Origin of the sequence: Micromonospora sp. NPDC049203, from assembly GCF_043197215.1 — a bacterium.
In the GTDB taxonomy this organism is placed as follows: Bacteria; Actinomycetota; Actinomycetes; order Mycobacteriales; family Micromonosporaceae; genus Micromonospora.
Window position 1 is genome coordinate 293,291 of the sequence record NZ_JBICSV010000004.1, and the last position, 24,381, is coordinate 317,671.

Consider the following 24,381-nt stretch of genomic DNA (forward strand, 5'->3'; position numbering starts at 1 on the left):
GCCTCGGGTAAGTACGGTTGCGCCGCGAGGCGCGGTGACGGCGGCGAGGACTGGAGGCGGCGTGGCAGAGGCGTACCCGGCGGAGGGCCGACCCCGGCGACGGGGCCGGAAGGTGCTGATCGGCTTCCTCGTCCTGCTGCTGGTGCTGGCCGGGCTGCTCGTCGTAGCCGACCGGGTCGCCGCCGGGGTGGCCGAGCGTGCCATCGCCGACCAGGTCCGGCAGGAGGTCGCCAAGCAGGACGCGCAGTCCTCCGCGCCGCAGGTCGAGGTGGCCGGTTTCCCGTTCCTCACCCAGGTGCTCGACGGCCGGTACGAACGCATCTCGATCCAGCTCACCGACGTGCGCGGGAACGTGCAGGGTGACGCGGTGGAGGTGCCGAAGCTGGACGTGGACGCGCGCAACGTGACCGCGTCGCTGGACACGCTGCGCTCCGGCCGGGGCGACGTGGTGGCCGAGAGCGTGGACGGGCGGGGCACCGTCACCTACGAGAGCCTGGCCAAGCTGCTGGACCGGCCCGGGCTGACGCTGGGCGAGCGCAACGGCAAGCTCGCCGTGACCGCCCCGGTCGACGTCCTGGGCATCAAGCTCACCGTCAACGGCACCGCCGACGTCACGGTGACCGGCAACAAGGTGGCGCTGCGGTTCAACGACCTCACCGCCGATGGCCTGCCGAACCTGCCGCTGGCCCGGGCCGCGCTGACCCGGTACGCGCAGGGCATCTCGATCGACGTGCCGCTGCCGGAGCTGCCGTTCCAGCTCAACCTGCGCAAGGTGGAGCCGAAGCCGGAGGGCCTGGTGGTCACGGCGGACGCGGCGAACGTGCCCATCAACTCCGCCGGCTGACAAGCCGGCCTGCCATCAACTCCGCCGGCTGACAAGCCGGCCTGCCATCGACTCCGCCGGCTGACAAGCCGCACGCGCCCGGTCCGGTGACCGGGCCTGCCGTCCCGGATGCTGGTCGGCCTGGTGGCGTCCGTGGCGCGGGCTGGTAATCTCCCTGCCCATGGGGACCCTCCTCACCAAACGGCGCGCGGTCGACCTGTGCCGCGTGGCCACCTGCCTGTGTCGCCCCGTCATCTGACGGCGGGGCTGTCTCCGGCCGCCTGAACGGCGGCCCCAAGGGTCCACGAACCTCCCCTCAACGCCCGGCAGCGGCGCCGTCGCACGTACCCGTGATCCGTTCCTAGCTCAGGGTCCGCGTGTGGTGCGACAATCACCGAGATCGATCCCCACGCGCAGGCTCACCAAACCATCCTCACCAGGGAGTGATCTGATGAGTCGCGACACCGCACTCGTCTCGGCCGAGTGGGCCGAGAAGAACCTCGGCGCCCCGGGCGTCGTCTTCGTCGAGGTCGACGAGGACACCTCGGCCTACGACACCGGGCACATCGCCGGCGCCGTCAAGCTCGACTGGCGTACCGACCTGCAGGACCAGGTCCGCCGGGACTTCGTCAACAAGACCCAGTTCGAGGCGCTGCTGTCCGACCGGGGCATCGCCAACGACGACACCGTGATCCTGTACGGCGGCAACAACAACTGGTTCGCCGCGTACGCGTACTGGTACTTCAAGCTCTACGGCCACCGCGACGTGAAGCTGCTCGACGGCGGCCGCAAGAAGTGGGAGCTGGACGCCCGTCCGCTCGTCACCGACGCGGTGGAGCGGCCGAAGACGCAGTACGTCGCGCAGGAGCCGGACACCTCGATCCGGGCGTTCCGCGACGAGGTGGTCGACGCGATCGGCACCAAGAACCTGGTCGACGTGCGCAGCCCCGACGAGTTCGCGGGCCGCCTGCTCGCCCCCGCCCACCTGCCGCAGGAGCAGGCGCAGCGGGCTGGCCACATCCCGACCGCGATCAGCGTCCCGTGGTCCAAGGCGGCGAACGAGGACGGCACGTTCAAGTCCGACGACGAGCTGCGCAAGATCTACGCCGACGCCGGGCTGGACGACGGCAAGGAGACGATCGCGTACTGCCGGATCGGCGAGCGCTCCTCGCACAGCTGGTTCGTGCTCCAGGAGCTGCTCGGGCACCGCAACGTGAAGAACTACGACGGCTCCTGGACCGAGTACGGCTCGCTCGTCGGCGTGCCGGTGGCGCTCGGCGACGAGCCGGGGGAGGCCTGATGACCGCCGCCTCCGCCGCCTCGACGGCTGCCGCCGGCTGCGCCGCGCCGGACCAGTCCGCTCCGCTCCCGGCCAGCCTGGACCTGGAGAAGGAGACCGTCATCACCGGCCGCGTGCTGGCCGAGTCCGGTGAGGTAGTGCCGGGCGCGTACGTGCGTCTGCTCGACTCGACGGGTGAGTTCACCGCCGAGGTGGTGACGTCGGCGGCCGGGCAGTTCCGGTTCTTCGCCGCGCCGGGTTCCTGGACGCTGCGCGCGCTGTCCCGCCACGGCAACGGCGACACCGCCGTGTCGGCGACCCGCGGGATCAACGAGGTGACCGTCTCGGTCGCCGCCTGACCCACGCTCTGATCGTGGCCCGCCACCTGACCGGGTGGCGGGCCACGAGCCGTTCCAGGGTGCCGAGGCGCGGCCGGGCAGCTCGCCGGTACGTGACACCATTGCCGGGTGACTGCCGTCGAGACGGGCTACGCCCCGCCCAACCCGCCCGGCCCCGGACCGGGTGCCCGACGCCGGCCGCGCTGGCCGGTGGTCGCCACCGTGGCGTGGGCAGTGCTGCTGGCCGGCCTGACCTGGTGGTCGGTGCGCACCGATCCGCCGACGGTCAAGGAGCAGCGGTCGCTGGAGCAGGCCGGCCCGGTGGTGGACCGGGCGATCGGCGAGCTGACCGCCGCGGTGGGCGGTGCGGGCGTACCGGCGCTCCTGCCGGACCGGCTGGAACGCGGCTGCCGGATCACGCCGATGGACGACGGCGCGACGCTGGAGCGCGGCGTCGAGGTGGCGATCGGCGGCGACGACGTGCGCGCGGTGCTGCGCGGCATCGCCGACCGGCTGCCGGCGCCGTGGCGGGCCGGGGTGTCGACGCTCGACGGCGAGCCGCTGCTGCGCGCCGACGCGGGCGAGTTCGTCACCGTCGAGGGCCGGGCCGGTGGACCGGGCCGGCTACTGCTCACCGCCGACACGGGCTGCCGCCCGGTGGGTTCCGGTTACCGGGCCCCGTCCGCCGACGCCGCCGCCGAGTCGGCAGTGCTGGCCGCGGCGCTGGGCCGGTGGGGCGGCGCGACCGGCCCGGTCCAGGTGCTGGCCGCGCCCTGCCCGGGCGGCGGGACCGCCCGCACGGTCCGGTCCGAGGCGGCCGCACCGGCCGATCAGCCGCTGGCCGTCGCGTTCGGCGGCGGCGCCGCGCCGGTCGTGGACTCGGCCGACAGGTACGCGCGCCCGGGCGACCCGGCGGTGCTGGCGCAGCGGGTCGGCGAGCGGGTCCGGGTGGCGGTGACCACGTCCTGCCCGGCCTGACGTCACTGGTCGGGCAGCGTGAGCGGCGGCGGCGCGGGTTCCTCGTGTGGCTCGCGGCTGCGGCCGAGCGCGTCCACCCGGCCCCAGCGTCCCGGGATGTCGAGCAGTTCCACCCGGCCCATCCCCGCCGGTACGGCCGGGTCGATGATCAGGTGCTCGCCCTGCGGTTCCAGGCCCAGGATCACCCGTAGCAGCAGCAGGGGCGTGCCGGCGGACCACGCCTGCGGGCTGCACGCGGTGGGGTACTCCACCGGGTACTCGGTCAGGTCGCGCGCGTAGCCGGCGAACACCTCGGGCAGCCGCCCGTCGAAGTACTGCGACGCGCTGAGCAGGGCGTCGCAGATCCGTCCGGCCTCCTGCCGGAAGCCGTACCGCCACAGGCCCCAGGCGATGATCGAGTTGTCGAACGGCCACACCGTGCCGACGTGGTAGCCGACCGGGTTGTACCGGCCCTGCCCGTCGGCGAGCGTACGCACGCCCCACCCGGAGAACAGGCGCGGGCCGAGCAGGTGGGCGGCGACGGCCGGGGCCCGGGATTCGTCGACGATGCCGCTCCACAGCAGGTGGCCGATGTTGGAGGTGAGCGCGTCCACCCGACGGCCCCACGGGTCGAGCGCCAGCGCGTAGTACTCACGGTCCGGGATCCAGAAGTCGTTGTTGAACCGTTCCTTCAGCGCCGACGCCTCGCGTTCCAGCCGGTCGGCGTACGCCGGGTCGTTCCAGTGGGTGCGGGCCATGCGGGCACCGCGCAGCTTCGCGTCGTACGCGTACCCCTGAAGTTCGCACGTCGCCCGGGGGAATTCGGGCATCCGCCCGTCGGCGTAGGAGATGGCGTCCGGCGAGTCCTTCCAGCACTGGTTCGGCAGGCCGGTCTCCGGGTTGCGGGACATGTACCAGACGTAGCCGGTGCCGAGCAGGTCGCCGTACGTGTCCAGCCAGGTCAGCGCCGCCCGCGTCTCGTGTTCCAGCTGGCGCACCAGCGCGGCGTCACCGGTCCACCGCTCGTACTCGTCGAGCAGGATCACGAACAGCGCCGTGGTGTCGGCGGCGCCGTAGTATGGCGAGTGCGGCTGCTCCTCGAAGCCGGCGGTCTCGCCGTAGCGCAGCTCGTGCAGGATCTTGCCGGGCTCCTCGTCCCGGAAGTCGTCGATCCGGCTGCCCTGGAGGCCGGCGAGCATGACGATCGTGGGCTTGACCAGTTCCGGCAGGAACGGCAGCACCTGTAACGAGGTGAAGATGCTGTCCCGGCCGAACAGCGTCATGAACCAGGGCAGGCCGGCGGCGAGCAGCCGGACGCCGAGCGTGATCGACTCGTACCGGAGGGCGGCCAGGTCGTTGAGGCTGCGCCGGTACGCACCGGCCAGCGGCTCGCAGTCGCAGCCCAGCTTGGGCGCGCGGCTGATCAGGTCGCTCTGTTCCGCGTCGATGTCGTCGGCCGTGCGCCGGCGGCCGAGGGGAAGGGCGGCCCGGATGTCCTCGCCCCGGGCACCGTAGATGACCGTCTCGATGTGCAGCGTGGTGGTCCACTCGCTGTGCGGGCCGACCCGGATCCGGAACGTCATCCCGCCAGCGTCGACCTCGGCCGGCGCGCTGCTCGTCACCAGCGTCTCGCGGTGGAACGCCTGCCTGCGGTAGGTCAGCCGCAGCGCGTTGCGCTCCACGGTGGGTGTGGTGCGTCCCTTCTTGTCCCGCTTGTGCTTGATCTCGAAGAGGTCGGCGAAGTCGGAGCCGATCTCCAGCCGGAGCCGGAACTCCTTCTCCTGCTCGGAGTGGTTGAGCAGGGTCAGTTGCTCGTCGAGGCCGCCGCCGATCGCGCGAGCGCGGATCAGCGAGACGTCCGCGTCCAGATAGTGCGTCGGCTCGCCGGGGACCAGGAAGAACCGCGTCTTGTACGACAGCGAGTCGTCGATCGAGAGCGCGTGCAGGCGTTGCCCGTCGAGGGTGAGGAACCAGGTGGAGAGGAACCGGGTGTCGAAGGAGAAGAGCCCGGTGGGGAAGTCGTACGACGGCTCGATGTTGCCGCGATCGTCGCTGACCAGGAACGTGTTGCCGTCGAGGATGCTGACCCGGTCCTTCACACCGGCCGCCGGACGTGTTCGCGGGCGGTGTCCCGCGGATCCCGTGCGTCGGGCCGGGCCGGCAGGAAGCGGCGGAACGCGAGGAAGAGCACGACGTGCCCGCTGAACGTGGCCTCGTTGCGCAGCACCGCTGCCATGCCTGCTTCCCGGCCGGTGACCAGCTTCTCGAACAGCTCGGTGGAGAGGGTCAGCACGCCGTCGGCCGGCCGTTGCTCCTCCCGGCTGACCTTCGCTGATCCGGGACTCAGCGTCACGTACCAGTGCTCGGTGCGGTTGCCGTCAGCCAGATCGATCTGGAGCGTGCCGCCGATCGGGCTGTTGAGCACCACCGCGGCGCGCGCCGGCAGCGACGCGAAGAACCGTTTGATCGCCTCACTCACATGCGCATGGTAGGCGCAATCCGGACATGTCGGGCCAGGATCGGCCCACCGGGCAGAGTGGACAAGCTGGTTGGTGGCTCAGTAGACGAGCGCCTGCGCGCCCTCTGCCATCGCCTCCTCGACGAACACCGCTGCTCCGGCGATGCGTACGCCGGGGATGACGTCGCCCGGTCCGATGTCCCGCCGGGCCGCGCACTGGGTGCAGGCGGTCAGCCGGCCGGTGGCCAGGACGACGTGCAGCAGCTCGCCGAGCGGCGCGGAGTGCGGCAGCTCGAACGTCTCCGCTCGCCCGGGAAGCGCGAACCAGGTGGACTCACCGGTGAGCCAGAGCGACACGTCCACCCCGGCCGCGGCCGCGGTGGAGGCGACTGTGAACGCCTGGGCGCAGCGTTCCGGGGAGTCCGCGCCGGCGGTGGCCTTCACGACGAGAGTGCGCGCCATGCCGCCAGCATAGGATGGCCGGGATGGTTACCGAGATCGGGTTCGTCAGCCTGCTGGTCGCCGGCCTGGGCGCGCTCGCCGGTGGCCTGGTCTATCTCGCGGTCCGCATAGCTAGAGGTAAGTGGTGAATCTGTGAGTGAGAATCCGCTTCAGCCGCCCTGGTTGAACGCGCCGCCGGTCGACCCGTACCCGTACGAGGAGAGCCACGACCTGCGCGTCGGCCCGAAACTGCACCCGAGCCTGGACGGGCTGCTGCCGTACGTCGGGGTGTGGCGCGGCCGGGGCCGGGGTGGGTTCCCGACGATCGAGGACTTCGACTACGCGCAGGAGATCCGGATCAGCCACGACGGCCGGCCGTTCCTGTTCTACGAGTCACGGGCCTGGCTCCTGGACGAGCAGAGCCGCCCGGTCCGCCCCGCCGGCCGCGAGGTGGGCTGGTGGCGTCCGGTGCTCGACGGTGAGCGGGTCACCGACGAGCTGGAGGCGTTGATGACCGTGCCGACCGGCGTGATGGAGCTGCACATCGGCAAGCGCAAGGGCACCCAGATCGAGTTCGCCACCGACGCCGTCGTGCGTACCGCCACGGCGAAGGAGGTCACCGCCGGTGCCCGCCTGTTCGGCATCGTGGAGGGCGCCCTGCTGTACGCCCAGGAGATGGCCGCCGTGGGTCAGCCGCTGAGCCCGCACCTCTCCGCCCGTCTCACCCGGGTGGCCGGCTGACCCCGCCCCGCCGTCGATCCCGGCGATCATGAAGTTGGCGGCGACGAATCGGGCAGCCGACGCCGCCAACTTCATGGTCAACGGGGTGGGGTGAAGCGCAGGAGGGCCTGGACGCGGTGGGTCAGGTGGTGCCTGGGGCGGGGATCGCCGTCCAGGCTGGTCACCTCGACCGGGCCGCGTAGGGAGCTGGTCAGCCAGATCGCCTCGGCCTCGTGCAGGTCGGGCACCGTGGGCAGGTGCTCGCCGGCCGCCAGGCCCAGTTCGGCCGCGCGTTCCAGCAGGTGGTGGGCGGTCACGCCGGGCAGGATCCCGGTCTGCGCCGCCGGCACCGTGAGGAGACGGCCTCCGCTGCACCACACCACGTTGGCGGTGGGCCCCTCCAGCACGTAGCCGTCGGACGAGACCCAGAGCACGTCGTCCACGCCGGTCCGCCGCGCCCACCGCCGGGCGGCGGTGCTCAGCGCGTACGAGGTGGACTTCACGCCGCTGGGCAGCCACCCCAGCTCCGGGCGGGACCGGGCGGCCACCCCGAGCGGCAGCGTGGCCACCGTCACCCCGTCGCGCCGGGCGGCCCGGGCCGACGCGGGCACCTCGCCGAGCGTGGCGTACACCGTCGGCGGCCCGCCGCCCTCCGGCCCCCGGGTGCAGACCAGCCGCAGCGCGCCCTCGGTCCGCGCGGGCCAGCCGGCGCACACCGCGTCCAGCAGTTCGACAAGCGCGGCGTCCGGGGGCAGCGGCAGGTCGATCGCCGCGGCGCCGGCCCGCAGCCGGGCCAGGTGCGGCTCCAGCAGCCAGGGCCGCCCGTCGCGCAGGTGCAGCGTCTCGAACAGGCCGTCGCCGTGCAGCACGCCCCGGTCGTCGCCGCGCAGCACCGGCTCACCCGCCGGTACGAGCCCCCGGCCGAGCACCGCCACCCGCGTCGCCTCCACGGCCGCAGCGTAGTGGCGTACCCCGGCGGCGGACGGACCGGCGCGGCGGCCGAACTATGATCGAAGGGTGTCCGAATCCTCCCTGGCGGAAATGCTCCGCGCGCGCGGGCTGCGGCTGACGGCGCAGCGGCAGCTGGTGCTCCAGGCCGTCCTCGACCTCGGGCACGCCACCCCGGAGCAGGTGCACACGGCGGTCCGTGAGGTGGCGGCCGGCGTCAACATCACCACCATCTACCGCACCCTGGAGCTGCTGGAGCGGCTCGGTCTGGTCACGCACACGCACCTGTCGCACGGTTCGCCGACCTACCACGCGGCCGGCGAGCACCAGCACGTGCACCTGGTGTGCCGGGAGTGCGGGGCGATCGACGAGATCTCACCCGAGATGTTCCGCCCGCTCGCCGACCAGCTGGCCGACCAGCGCGGGTTCCAGGTCGACATCGGGCACGTCGCGCTCTTCGGGGTCTGCGGCCGCTGCGCACAGGACGGGGAACACACATGATCGACATCGCCGGCGCGGTGACCACCGACGCCATCGACGACAAGACCCGGGACCAGCCCGAGCCGGCCCACCGCGCCGCCGGGGTCGGCCCGGTGGCCGCGCACTACGGCGACCCGATGCGCGAGCAGCGGCTCCTGGCCACCGGCGTGGGGCTGGTCGACCGCTCGCACCGGGGCGTGGTCGCCGTGCCGGGCGAGGAGCGGATCGGCTGGCTGCACACGCTCACCAGCCAGCACCTGGCCGCGCTGGCGCCGTGGCAGGGCACCGAACTGCTGGTGCTCTCCCCGCACGGGCACGTCGAGCAGCACGCGATGGTCGCCGACGACGGCGAGACCACCTGGCTGGACACCGAGCCGGGGATGACCGAGGGCCTCCTGTCATTCCTGGAGAAGATGCGGTTCTTCAGCCGGGTCGACCCGCGCGACGCCACCGCCGAGCACGCGTTGCTGTCGCTGGTCGGGCCGGAGGCGTCCGGCGCGCTGGACACGCTCGGCGTCACCGGGCTGGCCGCACCCGACGTGGTCGCGGTGCCGGGTCCGAAGTTCCGTTCCGGTGAGCTGCCCGCGCGGCCCTCAGTGGTGTACGACGTGAAGCCGCTCCCCGTCGGCGGCTGGGCCCGGCGGGTGGCGCTCGGCGTCGACCTGCTGGTGCCCCGGCCCGCCATGGACGAGGTGGTCGCCGAGCTGCGCGGCGCCGGGGTGCCGGTGGCGGGGCTGTGGGCGTACGAGGCGATGCGGGTGGCCGCCAGGCGGGCCCGGGCCGGCGTGGACACCGACCACCGGACGATCCCGGCCGAGGTGGACCTGATCGCCCCGGCCGTGCACCTCGACAAGGGCTGCTACCGGGGTCAGGAGACCGTGGCCCGGGTGCACAACCTGGGCAAGCCGCCCCGCCGGCTCGTCCTGCTGCACCTGGACGGCGTGGCGACCGACCAGCCGCCGGTGGCCGGTACGCCGGTGACGCTCGACGGCCGGACCGTCGGCTTCGTGGGCACCGCCGTGCAGCACTTCGAGCTGGGCCAGGTGGCGCTCGCCGTGTTGAAGCGCAACACGCCCGACGACGCCCGCCTGCTGGTGGGTGAGAGCGCCGCCGCCATTGACGTGTAAGGAAGGGCCCCCTATTAACGCCTCCGGTAGAGGAAGGGTCCCTTCTTAACGCCGCTCGCACCGGAAATCCTCCGGTCGACCCGGCGTCGGGCACCGGTCTAGGATCCGGGGCATGACGACAGGGACGTTGATCACGGTTGCCCCCACCGGCGCGGAGTCGGCGAAGGCGGAGGTGCCGGCGCTGCCGGTGACGCTCGACGAGCTGCTGCTGACCGCCAAGGAGTGCGAGGCGCTCGGCGCCGCCGTGATCCACGTCCACATCCGCGACGACGACGCGCGGCCCACGCTCGACCAGGGGCGGCTGCGCGACACGGTGGCGGCGCTGCGGGAGAGCACCGACCTGATCGTGCAGCTCTCCTCCGGCGGTGCGGTGACCGACCCGGAGGCCGCCCGGCTGGCGGTGCTCGACGCCGGGCCGGACATGGCCTCCTGCACCATGGGCACCGTCAACTTCGGCGACGACGTGTTCCTCAACCGGTGGGAGTTCATCGTCGACCTGCACACCCGGATGCAGGAGCGGGGCGTCGTCCCCGAGTACGAGATCTTCGACCTGGGCCACCTCACCGCGTTGCAGCGGCTGCTCGGCAAGTACGGCCTGCCGCACGGCGGGCACGTGCACGTCGACTTCGTGATGGGCGTGCCGGGCGGCATGCCGGGCACCACGGCGACCCTGGTGGCAGCCCAGCAGATGCTGCGTGACCTGCCCGAGGGCACCACGTTCTCGGCCACCGGCATCGGGCGTAGCACCATCCCGGTGATGCTGGCCTCGCTGTCGACCGGTGGTCACCTGCGCGTCGGCATGGAAGACACGGTCACGTACGCCAAGGGGCGCCCGGTGGAGTCCAACATGCAGCTCGTCGCGCGGGCGGTGGGCTTCGCCCAGCTCGCCCAGCGCCCGCCGCTGACCACCGCCGAGGCCCGTACGCTGCTCGGCCTCCCGGCTACCGCCAGGTAAGCGGCGCACCCCGCTGCGGCCCCGTACCGCCTCGGTCGACGTCGCAGGTCACCCCGCCGCCGACCGGGCCCGTCCCCTCGGTACCGTCCATAACGTGGGAAAAACGTACGAGGGCGGCGTGCCGCTCGCCGAGGTGGTCCGGTCCGGGTTCGTGGAGGGCGTCCACCGGGGTTCAGTGGTGGTGCTCGACGCCGCCGGTGAGCCGGTCGCCGGGGCCGGTGACGTCACCTCGCCGATCTTCCCCCGCTCGTCGAACAAGCCGATGCAGGCGATCGGCATGCTCCGGGCGGGGTTGCCGCTGACCGACCCGGCCGACGTCGCGCTCGTCGCGGCCAGTCACGCCGGCGAGGAGTTCCACGTCGAGCGGGTGACAGCGCTGCTGCGCGACGCCGGCCTGAGCGGGGACGCGTTGCACAACCCGCCGGACCTGCCGTTCGGCGAGGCGGCCCGGGAGGCGGTGCTGCGGGCCGGCGGCGGCCCGGCCCGGGTGCTGATGAACTGCTCCGGCAAGCACGCGGGCATGCTGCGCACCTGCCTGGCCGCCGGGTGGCCGCTGGACGGCTACTGGCGGCCGGAGCATCCGCTCCAGCAGCACCTGACCGCCACCATCGAGGAGTTCACCGGCGAGCGGGCGGCTGCGGTCGGGGTGGACGGCTGCGGCGCACCGGTGCTCGCCGTCTCGCTGACCGGGCTGGCGCGGGCGTTCCTGCGGCTGGTCGGCGCCGAGCCGGGCACCGAGGAGCGGACGGTGGCGGACGCGATGCGGGCGTACCCGGAGCTGGTCGGCGGCACCCAGGCGGAGGACACGCGGCTGATGCGCGGCGTACCCGGTCTGCTCGCCAAGATCGGCGCGGAGGGTGTGATCGCGGCGGCGATCCCGGAGGTCGGCGCTGTCGCCCTGAAGATCGACGACGGCGCCGCGAGAGCCCGCACACCTGTCCTGGTGTCCGCCCTGGCCCGCCTGAACGTACGCGCCCCCATCCTCACCGAGTACGCCGAGCCCCCCTTGCTGGGCGGCGGCCTCCCGGTAGGAGCCATCCGCCCCCTCTGGTGACCCTCACCTCCACCCCTCTCGCTGATCTTGCACTTGCTGCCCCGGCGAACCGGGTATTCCGGGCGCGCGGAGGGCCGTAAGTGCAAGATCGGCGAAAGAGGGGGTCAGGGGAGGAAGGGCAGGAGGGCGGCGTTCGTCTCGGTGGGGCGCTCGACGGGGAGCAGGTGGGCCGCGTCGGGGACGTCGGGGAGGCGTACGCCGTTCGGGGCCTCGTCGGCGATGCGGTCGGCCAGGCGGCGGATGTCGGCCAGGTCGTCGGCGCCGGCGGCGACGAGCACCGGTACGCGCAGCTCGCCCAGCCGGTCGATGGCCGGCGGGTCCAGCTCGCCCACCTCGATCGCGCTCAGCGCCTGCTCGGCGGCGAGCGCCCGGCGGTCCATCTCCTCGGCGAACCGGATCAGCTCCGGATCGACGTCCTCCGGGCGGCGGGTCGGGCCGACCACCCAGAAGCGCACCTCCCCGGCGGCGGTGGCGGCGAAGTCCTCCGGGTCCACGTCGCCGACCAGCTCCTCCCAGAGCTGCTCGGTCTCCTCCGACCACTCGTTGCCGGAGATGGCGGCGCCGAACAGCGCCAGCGCCGAGACCCGCTCCGGGTGGGCGAGCGCGGTGTCCACGGCGACCCGGCCGCCGAACGAGCAGCCGACGAGCGCGGCCCGCTCGATGCCGAGGGCGTCGAGCAGCCCGATCACGTCGTCGTGGTGGGCGAACGGCGCGGGCGGCAGCTCCGACTCGCCGTAGCCGCGCAGGTCCAGGGCGAGCACCCGGTGCCGCTGGGCGAGCGCCGGGACCTGCTCGCGCCACATCCGCCGGTCGGCGATGCCGGCGTGCAGCAGCACCACGGTGGTGCCGGCGCCGCTCTCGTCGTACGCGAGCTGGGCGCCGTTGATATCGATCTTGGTCACGGACGGGAACGGTACGGACCGGACATCGGCTCCGCAACCCACCTTCGGTGACCCTGCTAACTCTGGCTAGCGTTTTGCTTGCAGCAGTTAGCGGACCGAGCTAGCGTTGAGTCATGGCCACCAGTAAGGACCTTCCCGATGTCGGCGGGTTCATTCGCGACCTGCGGCGCAACGCGAAGATCTCACTGCGCCAGCTCGCCGAGCAGGCGGGTGTCAGCAATCCCTACCTGAGCCAGATCGAGCGCGGGCTGCGCAAGCCGAGTGCCGAGGTGCTCCAGCAGCTCGCCAGCGCGCTTCGTGTCTCCACCCCGGCGATGTACCTGCGCGCCGGGCTGCTCGACGACAAGGAGGGCCAGGGCGTGCTCGCGGCGATCGCCGTCGACCCCGAGCTGACCATGGCCCAGAAGCAGTCGCTCACCCAGATCTACGAGACGTTCCGGCGCGAGAACGCCCGCCTGGCCGAGGCGACCGAGGCGGCCACGGCGGCGGAGACGGCCGCCACGGCCGAGAAGGCCGCCACGACGGGGACAACCGCGACCGAGGCGGCCGGTGCGCCGGAGGCCCCGGCGACCGTCGCGGCGGCCGCCACCGGTCCGGTCACGCCGGAGGGCACCCCGACCGAGGCGGTCCTCGAATCGGTGGCCGTCACCGAAGCGGGTGCCGCGCCGGCCCCGACCACCGCCGCCCCTGAGCACACGACCGCCCGCCGGGCGGCCCGGAAGGCCGCCGGTGCGGCCGAAGAGGAGCAGTCATGACCACCCAGCCGAAGACCAACCGCATCCCCGCACCCCTCTACGCCGCCGCCGGCGCCGGTGAGCTGGCCCTGGAGCAGCTGCGCAAGCTGCCCACCGTGGTCAGCGGCCTCGGCACCCGGGTCGTCGCCGACCTCGGTGGCAAGGCCGTCGTCACCGGCTTCGAGCTGCGCCAGAAGGCCACCGAGACGCTGAAGACGGCAAACCAGACCGCCACCGGGCTGCGCGAGCGGGCCGTCGCCACCGACCTCGACCAGCTCCGCGAGGCGGCCAACCTGGAGAAGCTGCGCGAGGCCGCCAACATCGAGAAGCTCCGCGAGGCCGCCACCCGCAACGCCGCCGTCGTGGTGGCCGGTGCGCACGCCGCGCAGGAGCGCGCCCTCGCCGCGTACGCCGAGCTTGTCGCCCGGGGTGAGCGTGTCGTCGGCGCCGGGGTGCTGGAGGCCGCCGACACCGTGAACGCCGACATCGAGGCCACCGAGGCCACCGGCGTCGACGTGGCCCCGAAGACCGAGGCCGCCCCGAAGCCGGCCGCCACCGCGCCGGCCGAGGTGCCCAGCCCGGCCGAGGTGGCCGAGGCTGTGGCCGCCAAGCCGGCCGCGGTGAAGCGGACCCGCGCCACCAAGGCGACCGCCACCAAGGCAGTCACCAAGACGACCGCCACGAAGGCGACCAAGCCGGCCACTTCGGCGGCGAAGCTGCCGAAGACCACGAAGCGGACCCGCCCGGCCGCCGAGTGATCCGATGCTCCACCGGGACCCCGGACAACGTCCTGTCGGACGTTTCCGGGGTCTCGGCTTAAGCTTGCACCCATGGCCACCGCCGCGCCGATCTTCGCGTTCGCAGTCCAAAGCGTGATCCAGCTGATCCTGCTCGTCTTCGCCCTCGTCGTTCAGGGGGTGGCGCTGGTGCACGCGGTCACCCAGCGCGGCGACGGATTCGCCGCGATCGGCACGCTGCCCAAGGGCGGCTGGGTCGCCATCCTGGCGGTCTGCCTGGCGCTCACCCTGCTCGGCTTCGGCCCGATCAGCCTGTTCGGACTGATCGGCATCGCGGCCGGTCTCATCTACCTGCTCGACGTGCGGCCCGGCCTGCGGGACCTGCACGACGGCCGAGGGTCCTGGTGAGAGGTTTCCGCTGGCCTCCGCCGCCGGACGGCGGCCCCCGCACCTGGGGGCCCGGTCCCGGTGCGCCCCGGACCGGGCGGCCCGCGCTGCCCGAGCCGGAGACGGAACTGGTCGCCACGCCGCACGGGGTGAGCCTGGAACGGCTGGTCACCGGCACCGGTGACCCGGTAACCGTGTTCGCCCACGGGCTCGGCAGCGGCATCGCCACCACCCGCCCGTTCGGCAGCGGCGTCGCCGGGCGGCGCGTCTTCTTCCAGTTCCGCGGGCACGGCCGATCCGACTCCCCGCCCGGGCCGTGGAGCTATCTCGACCTCGCCCGTGACCTGCGCGCGATCGCCGACCTGAGCGGCGCGACCCGGGCGTTCGGCGCCAGCCTCGGTGCGGGCGCGCTCTGCCGGCTGCTCGCGGAGAGCCCGGAGCGCTTCGAGCGGCTCGTCTTCTTCCTCCCCGCCGCACTGGACACGCCGCGCGGCGAGGTGGCCCGTGCCCGGCTCACCGGCCTGCTCGACGCGGTGGCCGAGGGCGACGCCTCGGCGCTGGCCGACGCGGTGTCGCTGGAGCTGCCGCCGTCGGTGCGCAACACCCCGGCCGGCTGGGCGTACCTGCGGCAGCGGCTCGACCAGTTGCTGCGCGACGGGCTCGCACCAGGGCTGGCCGACCTGCCCGCCCAGGCGCCGCTCGACGACGCCGGGTCGCTCGCCTCGGTCACCGCGCCGGCCCTCGTCATCGCCGCCGCCGAGGACGACCTGCACCCGGTCGCCGTCGCCGAACGGCTCGCCGCCGCGCTCCCGAACGCCACACTGCACGTGTACGACCGTCCCGGCGTGCTCTGGACCGAACGCGCCGACCTGCGGGGGCGCGTCTCGGAGTTCCTGAACGGGTAACGTCGCCGACCATGGGCGTCACACACCACGGCCGTACGCACCGGCTCGACCTCGCCGACCCGACCCTGCGGGAGTGGACCTGCCGGGTGCTGGCGGCCGATCCCGAGCAGGGCATCGTGCTGGACCGGTCCGCGTTCTACCCCGGTGGCGGCGGGCAGCCGCCGGACCACGGGGTGCTGCTCTGGCAGGGCGTACAGACCCGGATCGTCGGCACCCGCAAGGGCGACGACCTGTGGCTGATCCCGGCCGAGGGCGACCCGGTGCCGCCGGTGGGCGCCGAGGTGGTCGGCGCGGTGGAGGACGACCGCCGGACCATGCTGATGCGCACCCACTCCGGGCTGCACGTGCTCTGCGGCGTGGTGTTCCGCGACTTCGGCGCGCTGGTCACCGGCGGCAACATGGAACCGGGCGAGGCGCGGATGGACTTCAACCTGCCCGAGGTGCCGCCGGACTTCAAGGCTCGCATCGAGGAACTGGTGAACGCCGAGGTGGCCGCCGACCGGTCGGTGGCCGTGCGGGTGCTGCCGCGCGCCGAGGCGCTCGCCCTGCCGGACATCATCCGTACCCAGTCGAACCTGATCCCGCCGGAGGAGCAGGAGGTGCGGATCGTCGACATCGTCGGGCTGGACGTGCAGGCCGACGGCGGCACGCACGTCGCGTCCACCGCCCAGATCGGAAAGGTCCAGGTGGTCAAGGTGGAGAGCAAGGGCCGGGCCAACCGCCGGGTACGCGTACGCCTGGCGGACTGACGGCTCAGCGCGGCAGGTACGCCGCCCGGACGGCGAGCAGCCAGCGTTCCACCGTCTGCTCGTCCGGGCGCTCCGGCAGCGGCGACCGGATCCGGTCGAATTCCGCCTCGGCTTCCGCCACCAGCGCCTGCGCCTCGTCAAGCGCGCCGCCGGCGACCCGCTCGCCGAACGCGCGGAACCAGCCCGGGTCGGCGAGGCGGATCTCCAGCACGCCCGTCGCGTACAGCACCCGGCCCTGGTGCAGCAGCCGGGCCAGGTGCCGGGCGTGCTTGGCCGAGCGCCGTCGCCCGCCGTCGTCCGCCGAGCGGGTGGCGAGCTTGCGGAACTGCTGCGAGGCGTACCCGAGGTAGGCGTCACGGACGCGCGGCGCGCTGAGGAACGCCGACCGGATGGCGATCAGCTCGTCGCCGAACCCGGTACGGGTCTCGTAGCAGTCGCCGGGCAGCCACATCAGCTCGGTGGCGGTCGGGTTGCCGCTCAGCGCCAGCAGCGCGTACTTGCGGGCCTCGTGCAGCGTGACGTCCGGGTCGGTGGTGACCACCGACTCGCGGGGCGGGCGCAGGCCGTGGAACGCGACTGTGGGCGCGGCGAACACGCCGATCCGGTCGGTGTCCGAGCCGGGACCGGCCAGCCCGTACGCGACCGAGCCGACGATCCCGGACAGCAGCAGGTGCATACCGGTGATGATCGCCCATCCGGATCGTCCGGCAAACCGGACTTCCGCTGTCAGGTATCAAGGCCGGTAAGCCGGCCGACGCCACCGGCTACCGCTGACCGTCGGACGGCGGATCGGTGTAGAGCGCCGCCGCGCGGCGGGTCGCCTCGGCGAAGCGCGCCCGCAGCTGCGGCGGCGCCAGCACCTCCACCTCCGGGCCGAGCGCCAGCAACTGGCCGTACGCGACGTCCACCGACTCGACAGGCAGCCGCAGCACCAGCCGGCCCTGCTCGTCCGGCGGCCCGGCCGCCTCCACCGCCTCGGTGTGGACGAACGGCGCGTCCACCAGGTGCCGCAACGCCCGCAACCCGGCCGGGCCCAGCCGCACCGTCACCCGCTCCCGCAGCAGCTCACGCAGGAACGCGCCCGCCTGCTCCCGCCAGTACGCCCCGAGGTCGAAGTCCTCGTCCCGCTCGAACCCGTCGGCGCTCACCTCGACCGAGACCACCCGGTCCACCCGGTACGTCCGCCAGCCGTCCCCGACCCGGCCGACCAGATACCAGACCCCGTTCTTCAGCACCAGCCCGTACGGCGCCAGCGTGCGGGTCACCTCCCGGTCCCCGCGCCGGTAGCGCAGCTCCACCAACCGGTCCCGCCAGACCGCCCGGGCCAGCTCGGTCAGGGCCGGCGGCGGCGCGGTCTCCCGGAACCAGCCGGGCACGTCCAGGTGGAACCGCTGCCCGGTACGCGCGGGCGCGTCCCGCAGGCTCGGCGGCAGCGCGGCCAGCACCTTCAGCTCGGCGGCGGCGACCGAGTCGGCAAGTCCCATGTCCCCTGCGGGACCGGGCAGCCCGGCCAGGAACAGCGCCTCGGCCTCGTCCCGGCTCAACCCGGTCAGCCGGGTCCGGTAGCCGCCCAGCAGCCGGTAGCCGCCGGCCCGCCCCCGGTCCGCGTACACCGGCACACCGGCGGCGGAGAGCGCCAGCACGTCCCGGTAGACGGTGCGCTCCGACACCTCCAGCTCGCGGGCCAGCTCGGCGGCCGTCATCGTCTCCCGGGACTGGAGCAACAACACCAGCGAGATCAGCCGCGACGCACGCACAGGCCCATTGTGGTGCACCGGCGGATTAGGCTGTGCCGTCGTGAACGCCTCCCGTACCGTCGCGCCCGTCACCGGCGCGGCCACCCGCTTCCTCGGCGGCGCCGGGCTGCTGCTGCGCGGCTTCGGCATGTACGTCCGCAGCCCGAAGCTGATGCTGCTCGGCGTGATCCCGGCGCTGATCACCGGCGCGCTCTACGTGGCCCTGTTCGCCACGCTGCTCTACTTCGTGGACGACCTGGCGGGCTGGCTCACCCCGTTCGCCGACGACTGGTCGTCGCCCTGGCGCGGGCTGCTGCGGGTGGCCGCCGGGCTGGCGGTGGTCGGGGTCGCCGGGCTGGTCGGGGTGCTCACGTTCACCGCCGTCACGCTGGTCATCGGTGACCCGTTCTACGAGGCGATCTCCGAGCGGGTCGAGGACCGGCTCGGCGGCACCCCCGGTGCGGTGGACGTGCCGTTCTGGTCCTCGCTGCGACGCAGCCTCGCCGACTCGCTGCGCCTGGTGGCGCTGTCCGCGCTGATCGGCGTACCCCTTTTCGCGGCCGGTTTCATCCCGGTGGTGGGGCAGACGATGGTCCCGGTGGTCGGTGCCCTGGTGGGTGGCTGGTTCCTGGCGCTGGAGCTGGTCGGCGCGCCGTTCTACCGGCGGGGGATGCGGCTGCCGGACCGGCGGGTGCGGCTGCGGGCCGACCGGCCGACGGCGCTCGGCTTCGGGGTGGCGGTCTTCCTGTGCTTCCTGATCCCGCTCGGCGCGGTGCTGGTCATGCCGGCCGCCGTCGCCGGGGCCGCGCTGCTGGCCCGCCGGTCGCTGGGCCAGCCCATCGAGGAGAGCTGAGATGGACACCGTCCTGATCGAGGGCGACATCACCGCGCAGCAGGTCGACGCGATAGTCAACGCCGCCAACTCGTCGCTGCTCGGCGGCGGGGGAGTGGACGGCGCGATCCACCGGCGCGGCGGCCCGACCATCCTGGAGGAGTGCCGGGCGCTGCGCGCGTCCCGCTACGGGCGCGGGCTGCCCACCGGCCAGGCCGTCGCCACCACCGCCGGCAACCTGCCCGCCCGCTGGGTGGTGCACACGGTCGGCCCGGTCTTCTCGCCGCACGAGGACCGGTCGGCGTTGCTGCGCGACTGCTACGCCAACAGCCTGCGGGTCGCCGACGGGCTGGGCGCGACCCGGATCGCGTTCCCGCTGATCAGTGCGGGCGTCTACGGGTGGCCGGTCGACGACGCGGTGGCGCAGGCGCTCACCGTGCTGCACGCGGCCAACCCGGAGCACGTCACCGAGGCCCGGCTGGTGCTGTTCGGCGGCGACACGTACGCCACGGCGGTGCGGGTTGCCGCCAGGCTCAGCTGAGCGTGCGCCGGCACGACCACTGGCTGTCCACCGGCCGGTAGCCGAGCCGCTCGTTCACTGCCAGCATCGGCGCGTTCGCCCCGTCGTTCGAGGTGTACGCGGTGCGTACCCCGCGCGTCGCGGCGGTGTGCAGCGCGGCCTGCTTGGCCAGCCGGGCCAGCCCTCGCCCCCGGTACGCGGGCAGCGTGCCGGTGAAGTCCGACCACATCCGGTCGCCGTCCCGCTTGACCAGGCTCAGCGCGACGAGTTCGCCGTCCACCTCGGCAAGCGTGCTGGCCTCCCGGTCCAGACCCGGGTTGTCCCAGCACTCGTGGAGCCACAGGTCGAAGCCGAGCGAGTCCGTGGGCACGTCTCCCGGCTCGTCCCGGGCCGCCTCGGCGTCGACCCGGTGCACCTGGCGCGGGTCGAGCGCGGCGGCGGACACCAGCCGTACGCCCGGCGGCGGCTGCGGCATCGGCGGGGCGGTGGTGAGGTCCAGCGCCGAGTAGCGCAGCTCCCGGCTGGGCTCGAAGCCGTGCCGCCGCGCGAACGGCAGCGAGTCGGTACGCGCATGGGTGAGCACGCGTGTCGTCCCGAGCGTCAGCAGGTGGTCGAACGCGGTCTCGAACAGCGCGGTGCCGGTGCCCCGGCGGCGGTGCCGCGGGTGGACGTGCAGCAGGGCCATCTCGCCCACGCCGGGCGTCGAGGTCTGCGTGTTGCGGTACGCCGACACCCAGCCGATCACCTGCCCGCCCGCCTCGGCGACCCAGGCCGACCAGTCCTCGCCGGCCGGCGGGTCGGCGATCATGCGACGGGTCGACTCGACGCCGCGCACCAGGTACGGGTAGACGAGCGCGCGCAACGCCACCACTGCGGGCGCGTCGTCGGGGCGGGCGGGACGGATCTCGGCTCCACTCATCCGGCGGACCCTAGCCCCGCGCCCGCCAGCCCCGCGACCGGTTAACGCGCGGCGGGCTGCCCCGCAGGCTGTTAAGAGGGGCCCCCTCCTCTACCTGAGGCGTTAAGAGGGGGCCCTTCCTTAAGCCGACTCGCGCAGCACCAGCTCCGTGGGCAGCACCAGCGCCTGCTCGACCGTCTCGCCCGCGGCGATGCGCAGCAGTTGCCGGGTCATCGACCGGCCCAGCTCCACTATCGGCTGCCGCACTGTGGTCAGCGGCGGCTCGGTGTACGCGGCCGTCTCGATGTCGTCGAACCCGATCACCGCCACGTCCTCGGGCACCCGCCGTCCCGCCTCCCGCAGCGTCCGCAGGGCGGCGTGCGCCATCAGGTCGGAGGCGGCGAACACGGCGTCCAGCTCCGGGTCGGCGGCGAGCAGTTCGCGCATCGCGGCGGTGCCGGACTCCCGGGTGAAGTCGCCGTACGCGACCAGCTCCGGCAGCCCGGCCCCGGTGATCGCGTCGCGGTAGCCGATCAGCCGCTCGATCCCGGCGACCATGTCCTGCGGCCCGGCGATGGTGGCGATCCGCCGCCGCCCGCTGGTGATCAGGTGCTGGACCGCCGTGCTGACGCCGCCGGTGTGGTCGACGTCCACGTACGGCACGTCGGCGCCGTCGAGCGGCCGTCCGCTGCACACCACCGGGATGCCGAGGCGGGCCAGCCGGCCGGGCAGCGGGTCCTCGCCGTGCAGCGAGGCGAACAGCACCCCGTCGACGTGCCGGCCGGTGGTGTACCGCTCGACCCGTTCGTGCCCGGCCGGCGAACCGGCGAGCATCAGCACGAGCTGCTTGTCCGCCGCCTCCAGCTCCTGCGCCGCGCCCCGGATGATGCCCGGGAACACCTGGTCGTCGGAGAAGACCCGGGTGGCCGCCTCGGGCATCACCAGCGCGACCGAGTCGGTCCGCTGGGTGACCAGGCTGCGGGCGGCGAGGTTCGGGACGTACCCGAGTTCCTCGACCGCCCGGCGTACCGCCTGCCGGATCGGCTCCGCGACTGTGGTCGAGCCGTTCACCACCCGGGAGACGGTGGCCCGGGACACGCCGGCCAGCCGGGCCACCGCCTCCAGGGTCGGTCGCTGTGCCGTCGTCATCCCCGTTACCACCACCTCGTCACAGCCCGTTCCGGGCGATCACCTCCTGGTACCAGCGGGCACTGCGCTTGGGTGTGCGCCGCTGGGTCAGGTAGTCGACGTGGACGATCCCGAACCGCTTCCGGTAACCCTCGGCCCATTCGAAGTTGTCCAGCACCGACCATACGAGATAACCGCGCAGGTCCACGCCGCGGGCGATGGCTTCGTGCGCCGCGCGCAGGTGCCCGTCGAGGTAGGCGACCCGGTCGGCGTCGGCCACCGCGCCGTCGGTGTCGCTGTCGGTGTCCGGGAACGCCCCGCCGTTCTCGGTGATCATCAGCGGGAGCCCGGGGTGGTCGGCCGCCACCCGCTCCAGCAGCCGGGTCAGCCCGGCCGGCTCGATCGACCAGCCCATGTCGGTGAGCGGCTCCTCGGGCGGCAGGAACTCGACCAGCCCGGCGGTGCCCGGGTAGGCGTCGCTCCCGGCGCCACCCGGCCGCCCGGCCACGTAGGTGGGCGCGTAGTAGTTCAGGCCGAGCAGGTCCAGCGGCGCGGCGATCAGCTTCTCGTCCCCGTCCCGGACGAAGTCGGGCGCGACGATCCGGCTGACGTGGGCCAGCACGTCCTCCGGGTAGCCGCCGCCGGTGAGCGGGTCCAGGAAGATCCGGTTGTGCAGGCCGTCGACGAGCCGGACCGCTTCGGCGTCCGCGGCGCTACCGGCGTCCGCCGGCTGCACGTCGGCCAGGTTGAGCGTGACCCCGAGCGTCTGCGCGCCGGCCGCGCGCAGCGCCCGCGCCGCCAGGCCGTGGCCGAGCAGCAGATGGTGTACGGCCCGGAACGCGTCACCGGCGTCGCGGCGGCCCGGGGCGTGCACCCCGTTGCCGTACCCGAGGTAGGCCGAGCACCACGGTTCGTTGAGCGTGGTCCAGGTGCGGACCCGGTCGCCGAGGCGGCCGTGCACGGTGAGCGCGTACTCGGCGAAGTGCTCGGCGGTCTCCCGGACGGTCCAGCCGCCCCGGTCCTCCAGCGCCTGCGGCAGGTCCCAGTGGTAGAGCGTGACGATCGGGTCGATGCCGGCGTCCAGCAGCGCGTCGGTCAGCCGGTCGTAGAAGTCGAGTCCGCGCGGCTCGACCGGGCCGGTGCCGTCCGGCCGCACCCGGGGCCAGGACACCGAGAACCGGTACGCCCGCAGCCCCAGCTCGGCCATCAGCGCGACGTCCTCGGCGTACCGGTGGTAGTGGTCGCAGGCCACGTCGCCGGTGTGTCCGGAGAACACCGCGCCGGGCGTACGGCTGAAGGTGTCCCAGATCGACGGGCCGCGACCGTCGTCGCGGGCGGCGCCCTCGATCTGGTACGCGGCGGTGGCTCCGCCCCAGACGAAGCCCTCCGGGAATCGGACGTTGCTCATGCCTTGACCGCACCTTCCATGATGCCGCCGATGATCTGGCGGCCGAAGACGATGAACACCAGCAGCAGCGGCAGCGTGGCGATGGCCGTGCCGGTGAACACCTGCGACATGTCCTGGTAGTACCCGTCGGAGAGGGCCCGCAGCGACAGCTGCACCGTCGGGTTCTCCGGGTCGTTCAGCACCGCGTACGGCCACAGGAAGTCGTTCCAGGTGGTCATGAACGTGAGCAGGCCGAGGACGGCGGCGGCCGGGCGCAGCGCGGGCAGCACCACGTTCCAGTAGATCCGCGCGGTGTTGCAGCCGTCCATCCGGGCCGCCTCGATCAGTTCGGTGCTGACCGCCTGGCCGGCGTACTGGCGCATCATGAACACGCCGAATCCGGTGACCAGTGCCGGCACGATCACGGCGGGCAGCCGGTCGTTCCAGTTCAGCTTGGTCATCAGCAGGTAGAGCGGGATGACGCCGAGCTGGGTTGGGACCATCATGGTGGCGACGATGACCAGCAGCAGCGCGTTGCGGCCACGGAAGCGCAGCTTGGCGAAGGCGAACCCGGCCAGGGTGGAGAAGAACACCACCGAGACCGTCACGGTGACGGCTACGATCGCCGAGTTGATCAGGCCGGTCAGGAAGTACGCGTCGGTGTTGTCGAACAGCCGGGCGATGTTGGCGCCGAGGTTGCCGCCGGGGGTGAGCGGCGGCGGCACCTGGCCCATCGTGTCGCTGGTGCGGCTGGCGACGACGAACATCCAGTAGATCGGGAAGATCGACAGGACGGCCGAGAGCGTCAGCGCCAGGTAGGTGAGCCGGCTTGCCGACCAGAGGCGGGTCATCGGGAGACCTCCTTGCGGGAGCCGCCGCCGAGCCGGCGCAGGAGCAGGACGTTTATGGCGGCGACCACGGCGATCAACGCGAACAGCAGCCAGGCGACGGCCGAGCCGTAGCCGAAGTTGTAGTGCGGCGCGAAGGCGTTCTCGAACATGTACATGGTCACCGTCTGCGACTCCCGCAGCGGCCCGCCGCGGATCGCGTTGGTGCCGGAGTTGAACATCCGCGGCTCGGTGAAGAGCTGGAGGCCGCCGATGGTGGAGATGATGACCGCGAAGATGATCGTCGGCTTGAGTAGCGGCACGGTGATGGCCCAGAACTGGCGTGCCCGGCCGGCGCCGTCGATCGCCGCCGACTCGTACAGGTCGCGGGGGATGGCCTGCATGGCGGCCAGGAAGATCAGCGCGTTGTAGCCGGTCCAGCGCCAGTCGACCATGGTGGAGATGGCGACCCAGGCGGCGAACCGGTTCGCCTTCCAGTCGATCGCGTTGATCCCGATGTGGTCGAGCAGCCAGTTGATCATGCCGAACTCGCGGCCGAACAGCACCGCGAACACGATCGCCACGGCGGCGGTCGAGGTGACGTTCGGGATCAGCACCGCCATCCGCCAGGTGGTACGGGCGCGCAACTGCCGGTTGAGCAGGTTGGCCAGCCAGAGTGCGGCGAGCAGCTGGGGAACCGTGGAGATCACGAAGATGCCCAGCGTGTTCACCACCGAGTGCCAGAAGTCCGTGTCGGCGAGCAACTGCGTGTAGTTGTCGAAGCCGATGAACGGGTGCTCCGCGCCGAGCAGGTCCCAGTCGTGCAGCGAGACCCAGAACGTGTACGCCAGCGGGTACGCCCCGAAGACGCCGAACAGCAGGAAGAACGGGGCGATGAACAGGTACGGCGAGTATTTGGTGTCGAGCCGGCTGAGCCGGTTGCCCAGGCCGGGACGGGTGGGACGGGGTGCCGGTGCGACCGGCGGGCGGGCGTCGAGCTGGACGGCCATGACCCGGGACTCCTTTCCGCCGTGCGGGCGGCCCCCGTGGCCGGGTGGC

Annotated in this window: 30 protein-coding genes; 18 read left to right on the plus strand and 12 right to left on the minus strand. The window is 73.1% G+C overall.

Annotation, left to right across the window (positions count from 1 at the left end):
- The first annotated feature begins 61 nt into the window (after positions 1-61).
- From ACGFIA_RS13790 to ACGFIA_RS13810, 5 genes are all read left to right on the plus strand, one after another.
- Complete coding sequence (locus ACGFIA_RS13790; RefSeq protein WP_357389254.1) at positions 62-844, plus strand: DUF2993 domain-containing protein; 783 nt, start codon at positions 62-64, stop codon at positions 842-844.
- 160 nt (positions 845-1,004) lie between these two features.
- A complete protein-coding gene (locus ACGFIA_RS13795; protein WP_311202345.1) occupies positions 1,005-1,082 on the plus strand; it encodes an Ms5788A family Cys-rich leader peptide in 78 nt (25 codons plus the stop codon).
- 192 nt (positions 1,083-1,274) lie between these two features.
- Positions 1,275-2,123, plus strand: a complete 849-nt coding sequence (locus tag ACGFIA_RS13800) for a sulfurtransferase (protein ID WP_393260119.1) — start codon at positions 1,275-1,277, stop codon at positions 2,121-2,123.
- The gene (locus tag ACGFIA_RS13805) at positions 2,123-2,461 is read left to right on the plus strand and encodes a DUF1416 domain-containing protein (protein WP_354868562.1); all 339 of its coding nucleotides are present in this window, start codon (positions 2,123-2,125) and stop codon (positions 2,459-2,461) included. Before ACGFIA_RS13800 ends, ACGFIA_RS13805 begins: the two co-directional genes overlap by 1 nt.
- Before the next feature lie 108 nt (positions 2,462-2,569).
- Complete coding sequence (locus tag ACGFIA_RS13810) at positions 2,570-3,418, plus strand: hypothetical protein (RefSeq protein ID WP_393260122.1); 849 nt, start codon at positions 2,570-2,572, stop codon at positions 3,416-3,418.
- 2 nt (positions 3,419-3,420) lie between these two features.
- Here the strand turns inward: ACGFIA_RS13810 and ACGFIA_RS13815 are convergent, their stop codons facing one another.
- From ACGFIA_RS13815 to ACGFIA_RS13825, 3 genes are all read right to left on the minus strand, one after another.
- Complete coding sequence (locus ACGFIA_RS13815; protein ID WP_393260125.1) at positions 3,421-5,496, minus strand: glycogen debranching N-terminal domain-containing protein; 2,076 nt, start codon at positions 5,494-5,496, stop codon at positions 3,421-3,423.
- Positions 5,493-5,876 (minus strand): SCP2 sterol-binding domain-containing protein, encoded by a 384-nt coding sequence (locus tag ACGFIA_RS13820; protein WP_357389246.1) that lies wholly within the window; start codon positions 5,874-5,876, stop codon positions 5,493-5,495. The genes ACGFIA_RS13815 and ACGFIA_RS13820 overlap by 4 nt, the downstream gene beginning before the upstream one ends.
- Before the next feature lie 78 nt (positions 5,877-5,954).
- Positions 5,955-6,317 carry a DsrE family protein gene (locus ACGFIA_RS13825; RefSeq protein WP_357389244.1) on the minus strand — a complete coding sequence of 121 codons (363 nt, stop codon included), beginning with the start codon at positions 6,315-6,317 and terminating at the stop codon, positions 5,955-5,957.
- A 23-nt stretch (positions 6,318-6,340) separates the two neighbouring features.
- Between ACGFIA_RS13825 and mtfM the strand changes: the two genes are divergently transcribed.
- Complete coding sequence (mtfM, locus tag ACGFIA_RS13830; RefSeq protein WP_030504452.1) at positions 6,341-6,445, plus strand: small membrane protein MtfM; 105 nt, start codon at positions 6,341-6,343, stop codon at positions 6,443-6,445.
- Positions 6,446-6,449: 4 nt separating this feature from the next.
- Positions 6,450-7,037, plus strand: coding sequence for an FABP family protein (locus ACGFIA_RS13835; RefSeq protein ID WP_357389242.1), 588 nt, complete (start codon positions 6,450-6,452; stop codon positions 7,035-7,037).
- 77 nt (positions 7,038-7,114) lie between these two features.
- Here the strand turns inward: ACGFIA_RS13835 and ACGFIA_RS13840 are convergent, their stop codons facing one another.
- The gene (locus ACGFIA_RS13840) at positions 7,115-7,966 is read right to left on the minus strand and encodes an aminotransferase class IV (RefSeq protein ID WP_357389240.1); all 852 of its coding nucleotides are present in this window, start codon (positions 7,964-7,966) and stop codon (positions 7,115-7,117) included.
- A 91-nt stretch (positions 7,967-8,057) separates the two neighbouring features.
- Here ACGFIA_RS13840 and ACGFIA_RS13845 point away from each other — a divergent pair, with 91 nt between their 5' ends.
- The 4 genes from ACGFIA_RS13845 to ACGFIA_RS13860 all read left to right on the plus strand — a co-directional run bounded on the left by ACGFIA_RS13845 (position 8,058) and on the right by ACGFIA_RS13860 (position 11,580).
- The gene (locus ACGFIA_RS13845) at positions 8,058-8,465 is read left to right on the plus strand and encodes a Fur family transcriptional regulator (RefSeq protein ID WP_357389280.1); all 408 of its coding nucleotides are present in this window, start codon (positions 8,058-8,060) and stop codon (positions 8,463-8,465) included.
- Positions 8,462-9,571, plus strand: coding sequence for a folate-binding protein (locus tag ACGFIA_RS13850; protein ID WP_357469030.1), 1,110 nt, complete (start codon positions 8,462-8,464; stop codon positions 9,569-9,571). The genes ACGFIA_RS13845 and ACGFIA_RS13850 overlap by 4 nt, the downstream gene beginning before the upstream one ends.
- A gap of 112 nt (positions 9,572-9,683) precedes the next feature.
- Positions 9,684-10,526, plus strand: a complete 843-nt coding sequence (locus ACGFIA_RS13855) for a 3-keto-5-aminohexanoate cleavage protein (protein WP_357389236.1) — start codon at positions 9,684-9,686, stop codon at positions 10,524-10,526.
- A gap of 94 nt (positions 10,527-10,620) precedes the next feature.
- Complete coding sequence (locus ACGFIA_RS13860; protein WP_357389234.1) at positions 10,621-11,580, plus strand: asparaginase; 960 nt, start codon at positions 10,621-10,623, stop codon at positions 11,578-11,580.
- Positions 11,581-11,684: 104 nt separating this feature from the next.
- On the opposite strand, the gene ACGFIA_RS13865 is transcribed toward ACGFIA_RS13860, so the two are convergent.
- The gene (locus tag ACGFIA_RS13865) at positions 11,685-12,482 is read right to left on the minus strand and encodes an alpha/beta hydrolase (protein WP_357389232.1); all 798 of its coding nucleotides are present in this window, start codon (positions 12,480-12,482) and stop codon (positions 11,685-11,687) included.
- Positions 12,483-12,595: 113 nt separating this feature from the next.
- On the opposite strand from ACGFIA_RS13865, the gene ACGFIA_RS13870 reads away from it, so the two are divergent.
- The 5 genes from ACGFIA_RS13870 to ACGFIA_RS13890 all read left to right on the plus strand — a co-directional run bounded on the left by ACGFIA_RS13870 (position 12,596) and on the right by ACGFIA_RS13890 (position 15,994).
- On the plus strand, positions 12,596-13,237 hold the full coding sequence (locus ACGFIA_RS13870; protein ID WP_357389230.1) for a helix-turn-helix transcriptional regulator: 642 nt from the start codon (positions 12,596-12,598) through the stop codon (positions 13,235-13,237).
- Positions 13,234-13,974 (plus strand): hypothetical protein, encoded by a 741-nt coding sequence (locus tag ACGFIA_RS13875; protein ID WP_393260135.1) that lies wholly within the window; start codon positions 13,234-13,236, stop codon positions 13,972-13,974. The genes ACGFIA_RS13870 and ACGFIA_RS13875 overlap by 4 nt, the downstream gene beginning before the upstream one ends.
- 72 nt (positions 13,975-14,046) lie before the next feature.
- A complete protein-coding gene (locus tag ACGFIA_RS13880) occupies positions 14,047-14,361 on the plus strand; it encodes a DUF2516 family protein (RefSeq protein ID WP_357389226.1) in 315 nt (104 codons plus the stop codon).
- On the plus strand, positions 14,358-15,245 hold the full coding sequence (locus tag ACGFIA_RS13885; RefSeq protein WP_357389224.1) for an alpha/beta hydrolase: 888 nt from the start codon (positions 14,358-14,360) through the stop codon (positions 15,243-15,245). The genes ACGFIA_RS13880 and ACGFIA_RS13885 overlap by 4 nt, the downstream gene beginning before the upstream one ends.
- 11 nt (positions 15,246-15,256) lie before the next feature.
- Positions 15,257-15,994: an alanyl-tRNA editing protein gene (locus ACGFIA_RS13890; protein ID WP_357389222.1), complete on the plus strand. Its 738-nt coding sequence runs from the start codon at positions 15,257-15,259 to the stop codon at positions 15,992-15,994.
- Between the two features lie 4 nt (positions 15,995-15,998).
- Here the strand turns inward: ACGFIA_RS13890 and ACGFIA_RS13895 are convergent, their stop codons facing one another.
- Both ACGFIA_RS13895 and ACGFIA_RS13900 read right to left on the minus strand, forming a co-directional pair.
- Positions 15,999-16,670: a DNA polymerase beta superfamily protein gene (locus tag ACGFIA_RS13895; RefSeq protein ID WP_393260139.1), complete on the minus strand. Its 672-nt coding sequence runs from the start codon at positions 16,668-16,670 to the stop codon at positions 15,999-16,001.
- 88 nt (positions 16,671-16,758) lie between these two features.
- Complete coding sequence (locus tag ACGFIA_RS13900; RefSeq protein ID WP_357389218.1) at positions 16,759-17,751, minus strand: YafY family protein; 993 nt, start codon at positions 17,749-17,751, stop codon at positions 16,759-16,761.
- A 40-nt stretch (positions 17,752-17,791) separates the two neighbouring features.
- On the opposite strand from ACGFIA_RS13900, the gene ACGFIA_RS13905 reads away from it, so the two are divergent.
- Together ACGFIA_RS13905 and ACGFIA_RS13910 are read left to right on the plus strand one after the other, a co-directional pair.
- Positions 17,792-18,583, plus strand: coding sequence for an EI24 domain-containing protein (locus ACGFIA_RS13905; RefSeq protein WP_357469042.1), 792 nt, complete (start codon positions 17,792-17,794; stop codon positions 18,581-18,583).
- A 1-nt stretch (position 18,584) separates the two neighbouring features.
- A complete protein-coding gene (locus ACGFIA_RS13910; RefSeq protein ID WP_357389215.1) occupies positions 18,585-19,103 on the plus strand; it encodes an O-acetyl-ADP-ribose deacetylase in 519 nt (172 codons plus the stop codon).
- Here ACGFIA_RS13910 and ACGFIA_RS13915 read toward each other — a convergent pair.
- The 5 genes from ACGFIA_RS13915 to ACGFIA_RS13935 form a co-directional block, all read right to left on the minus strand.
- Positions 19,096-20,001 carry a GNAT family N-acetyltransferase gene (locus ACGFIA_RS13915; RefSeq protein WP_357389213.1) on the minus strand — a complete coding sequence of 302 codons (906 nt, stop codon included), beginning with the start codon at positions 19,999-20,001 and terminating at the stop codon, positions 19,096-19,098. The genes ACGFIA_RS13910 and ACGFIA_RS13915 overlap by 8 nt on opposite strands.
- A gap of 120 nt (positions 20,002-20,121) precedes the next feature.
- The gene (locus ACGFIA_RS13920; protein WP_357389211.1) at positions 20,122-21,129 is read right to left on the minus strand and encodes a LacI family DNA-binding transcriptional regulator; all 1,008 of its coding nucleotides are present in this window, start codon (positions 21,127-21,129) and stop codon (positions 20,122-20,124) included.
- A gap of 19 nt (positions 21,130-21,148) precedes the next feature.
- The gene (locus ACGFIA_RS13925) at positions 21,149-22,516 is read right to left on the minus strand and encodes a GH1 family beta-glucosidase (protein WP_393260145.1); all 1,368 of its coding nucleotides are present in this window, start codon (positions 22,514-22,516) and stop codon (positions 21,149-21,151) included.
- Positions 22,513-23,346, minus strand: coding sequence for a carbohydrate ABC transporter permease (locus ACGFIA_RS13930; protein ID WP_393260148.1), 834 nt, complete (start codon positions 23,344-23,346; stop codon positions 22,513-22,515). The genes ACGFIA_RS13925 and ACGFIA_RS13930 overlap by 4 nt, the downstream gene beginning before the upstream one ends.
- Entirely contained in the window at positions 23,343-24,332 is a 990-nt protein-coding gene (locus tag ACGFIA_RS13935; RefSeq protein WP_357389205.1) for a sugar ABC transporter permease, read from the minus strand. Before ACGFIA_RS13935 ends, ACGFIA_RS13930 begins: the two co-directional genes overlap by 4 nt.
- Between the last annotated feature and the right edge of the window lie 49 nt (positions 24,333-24,381).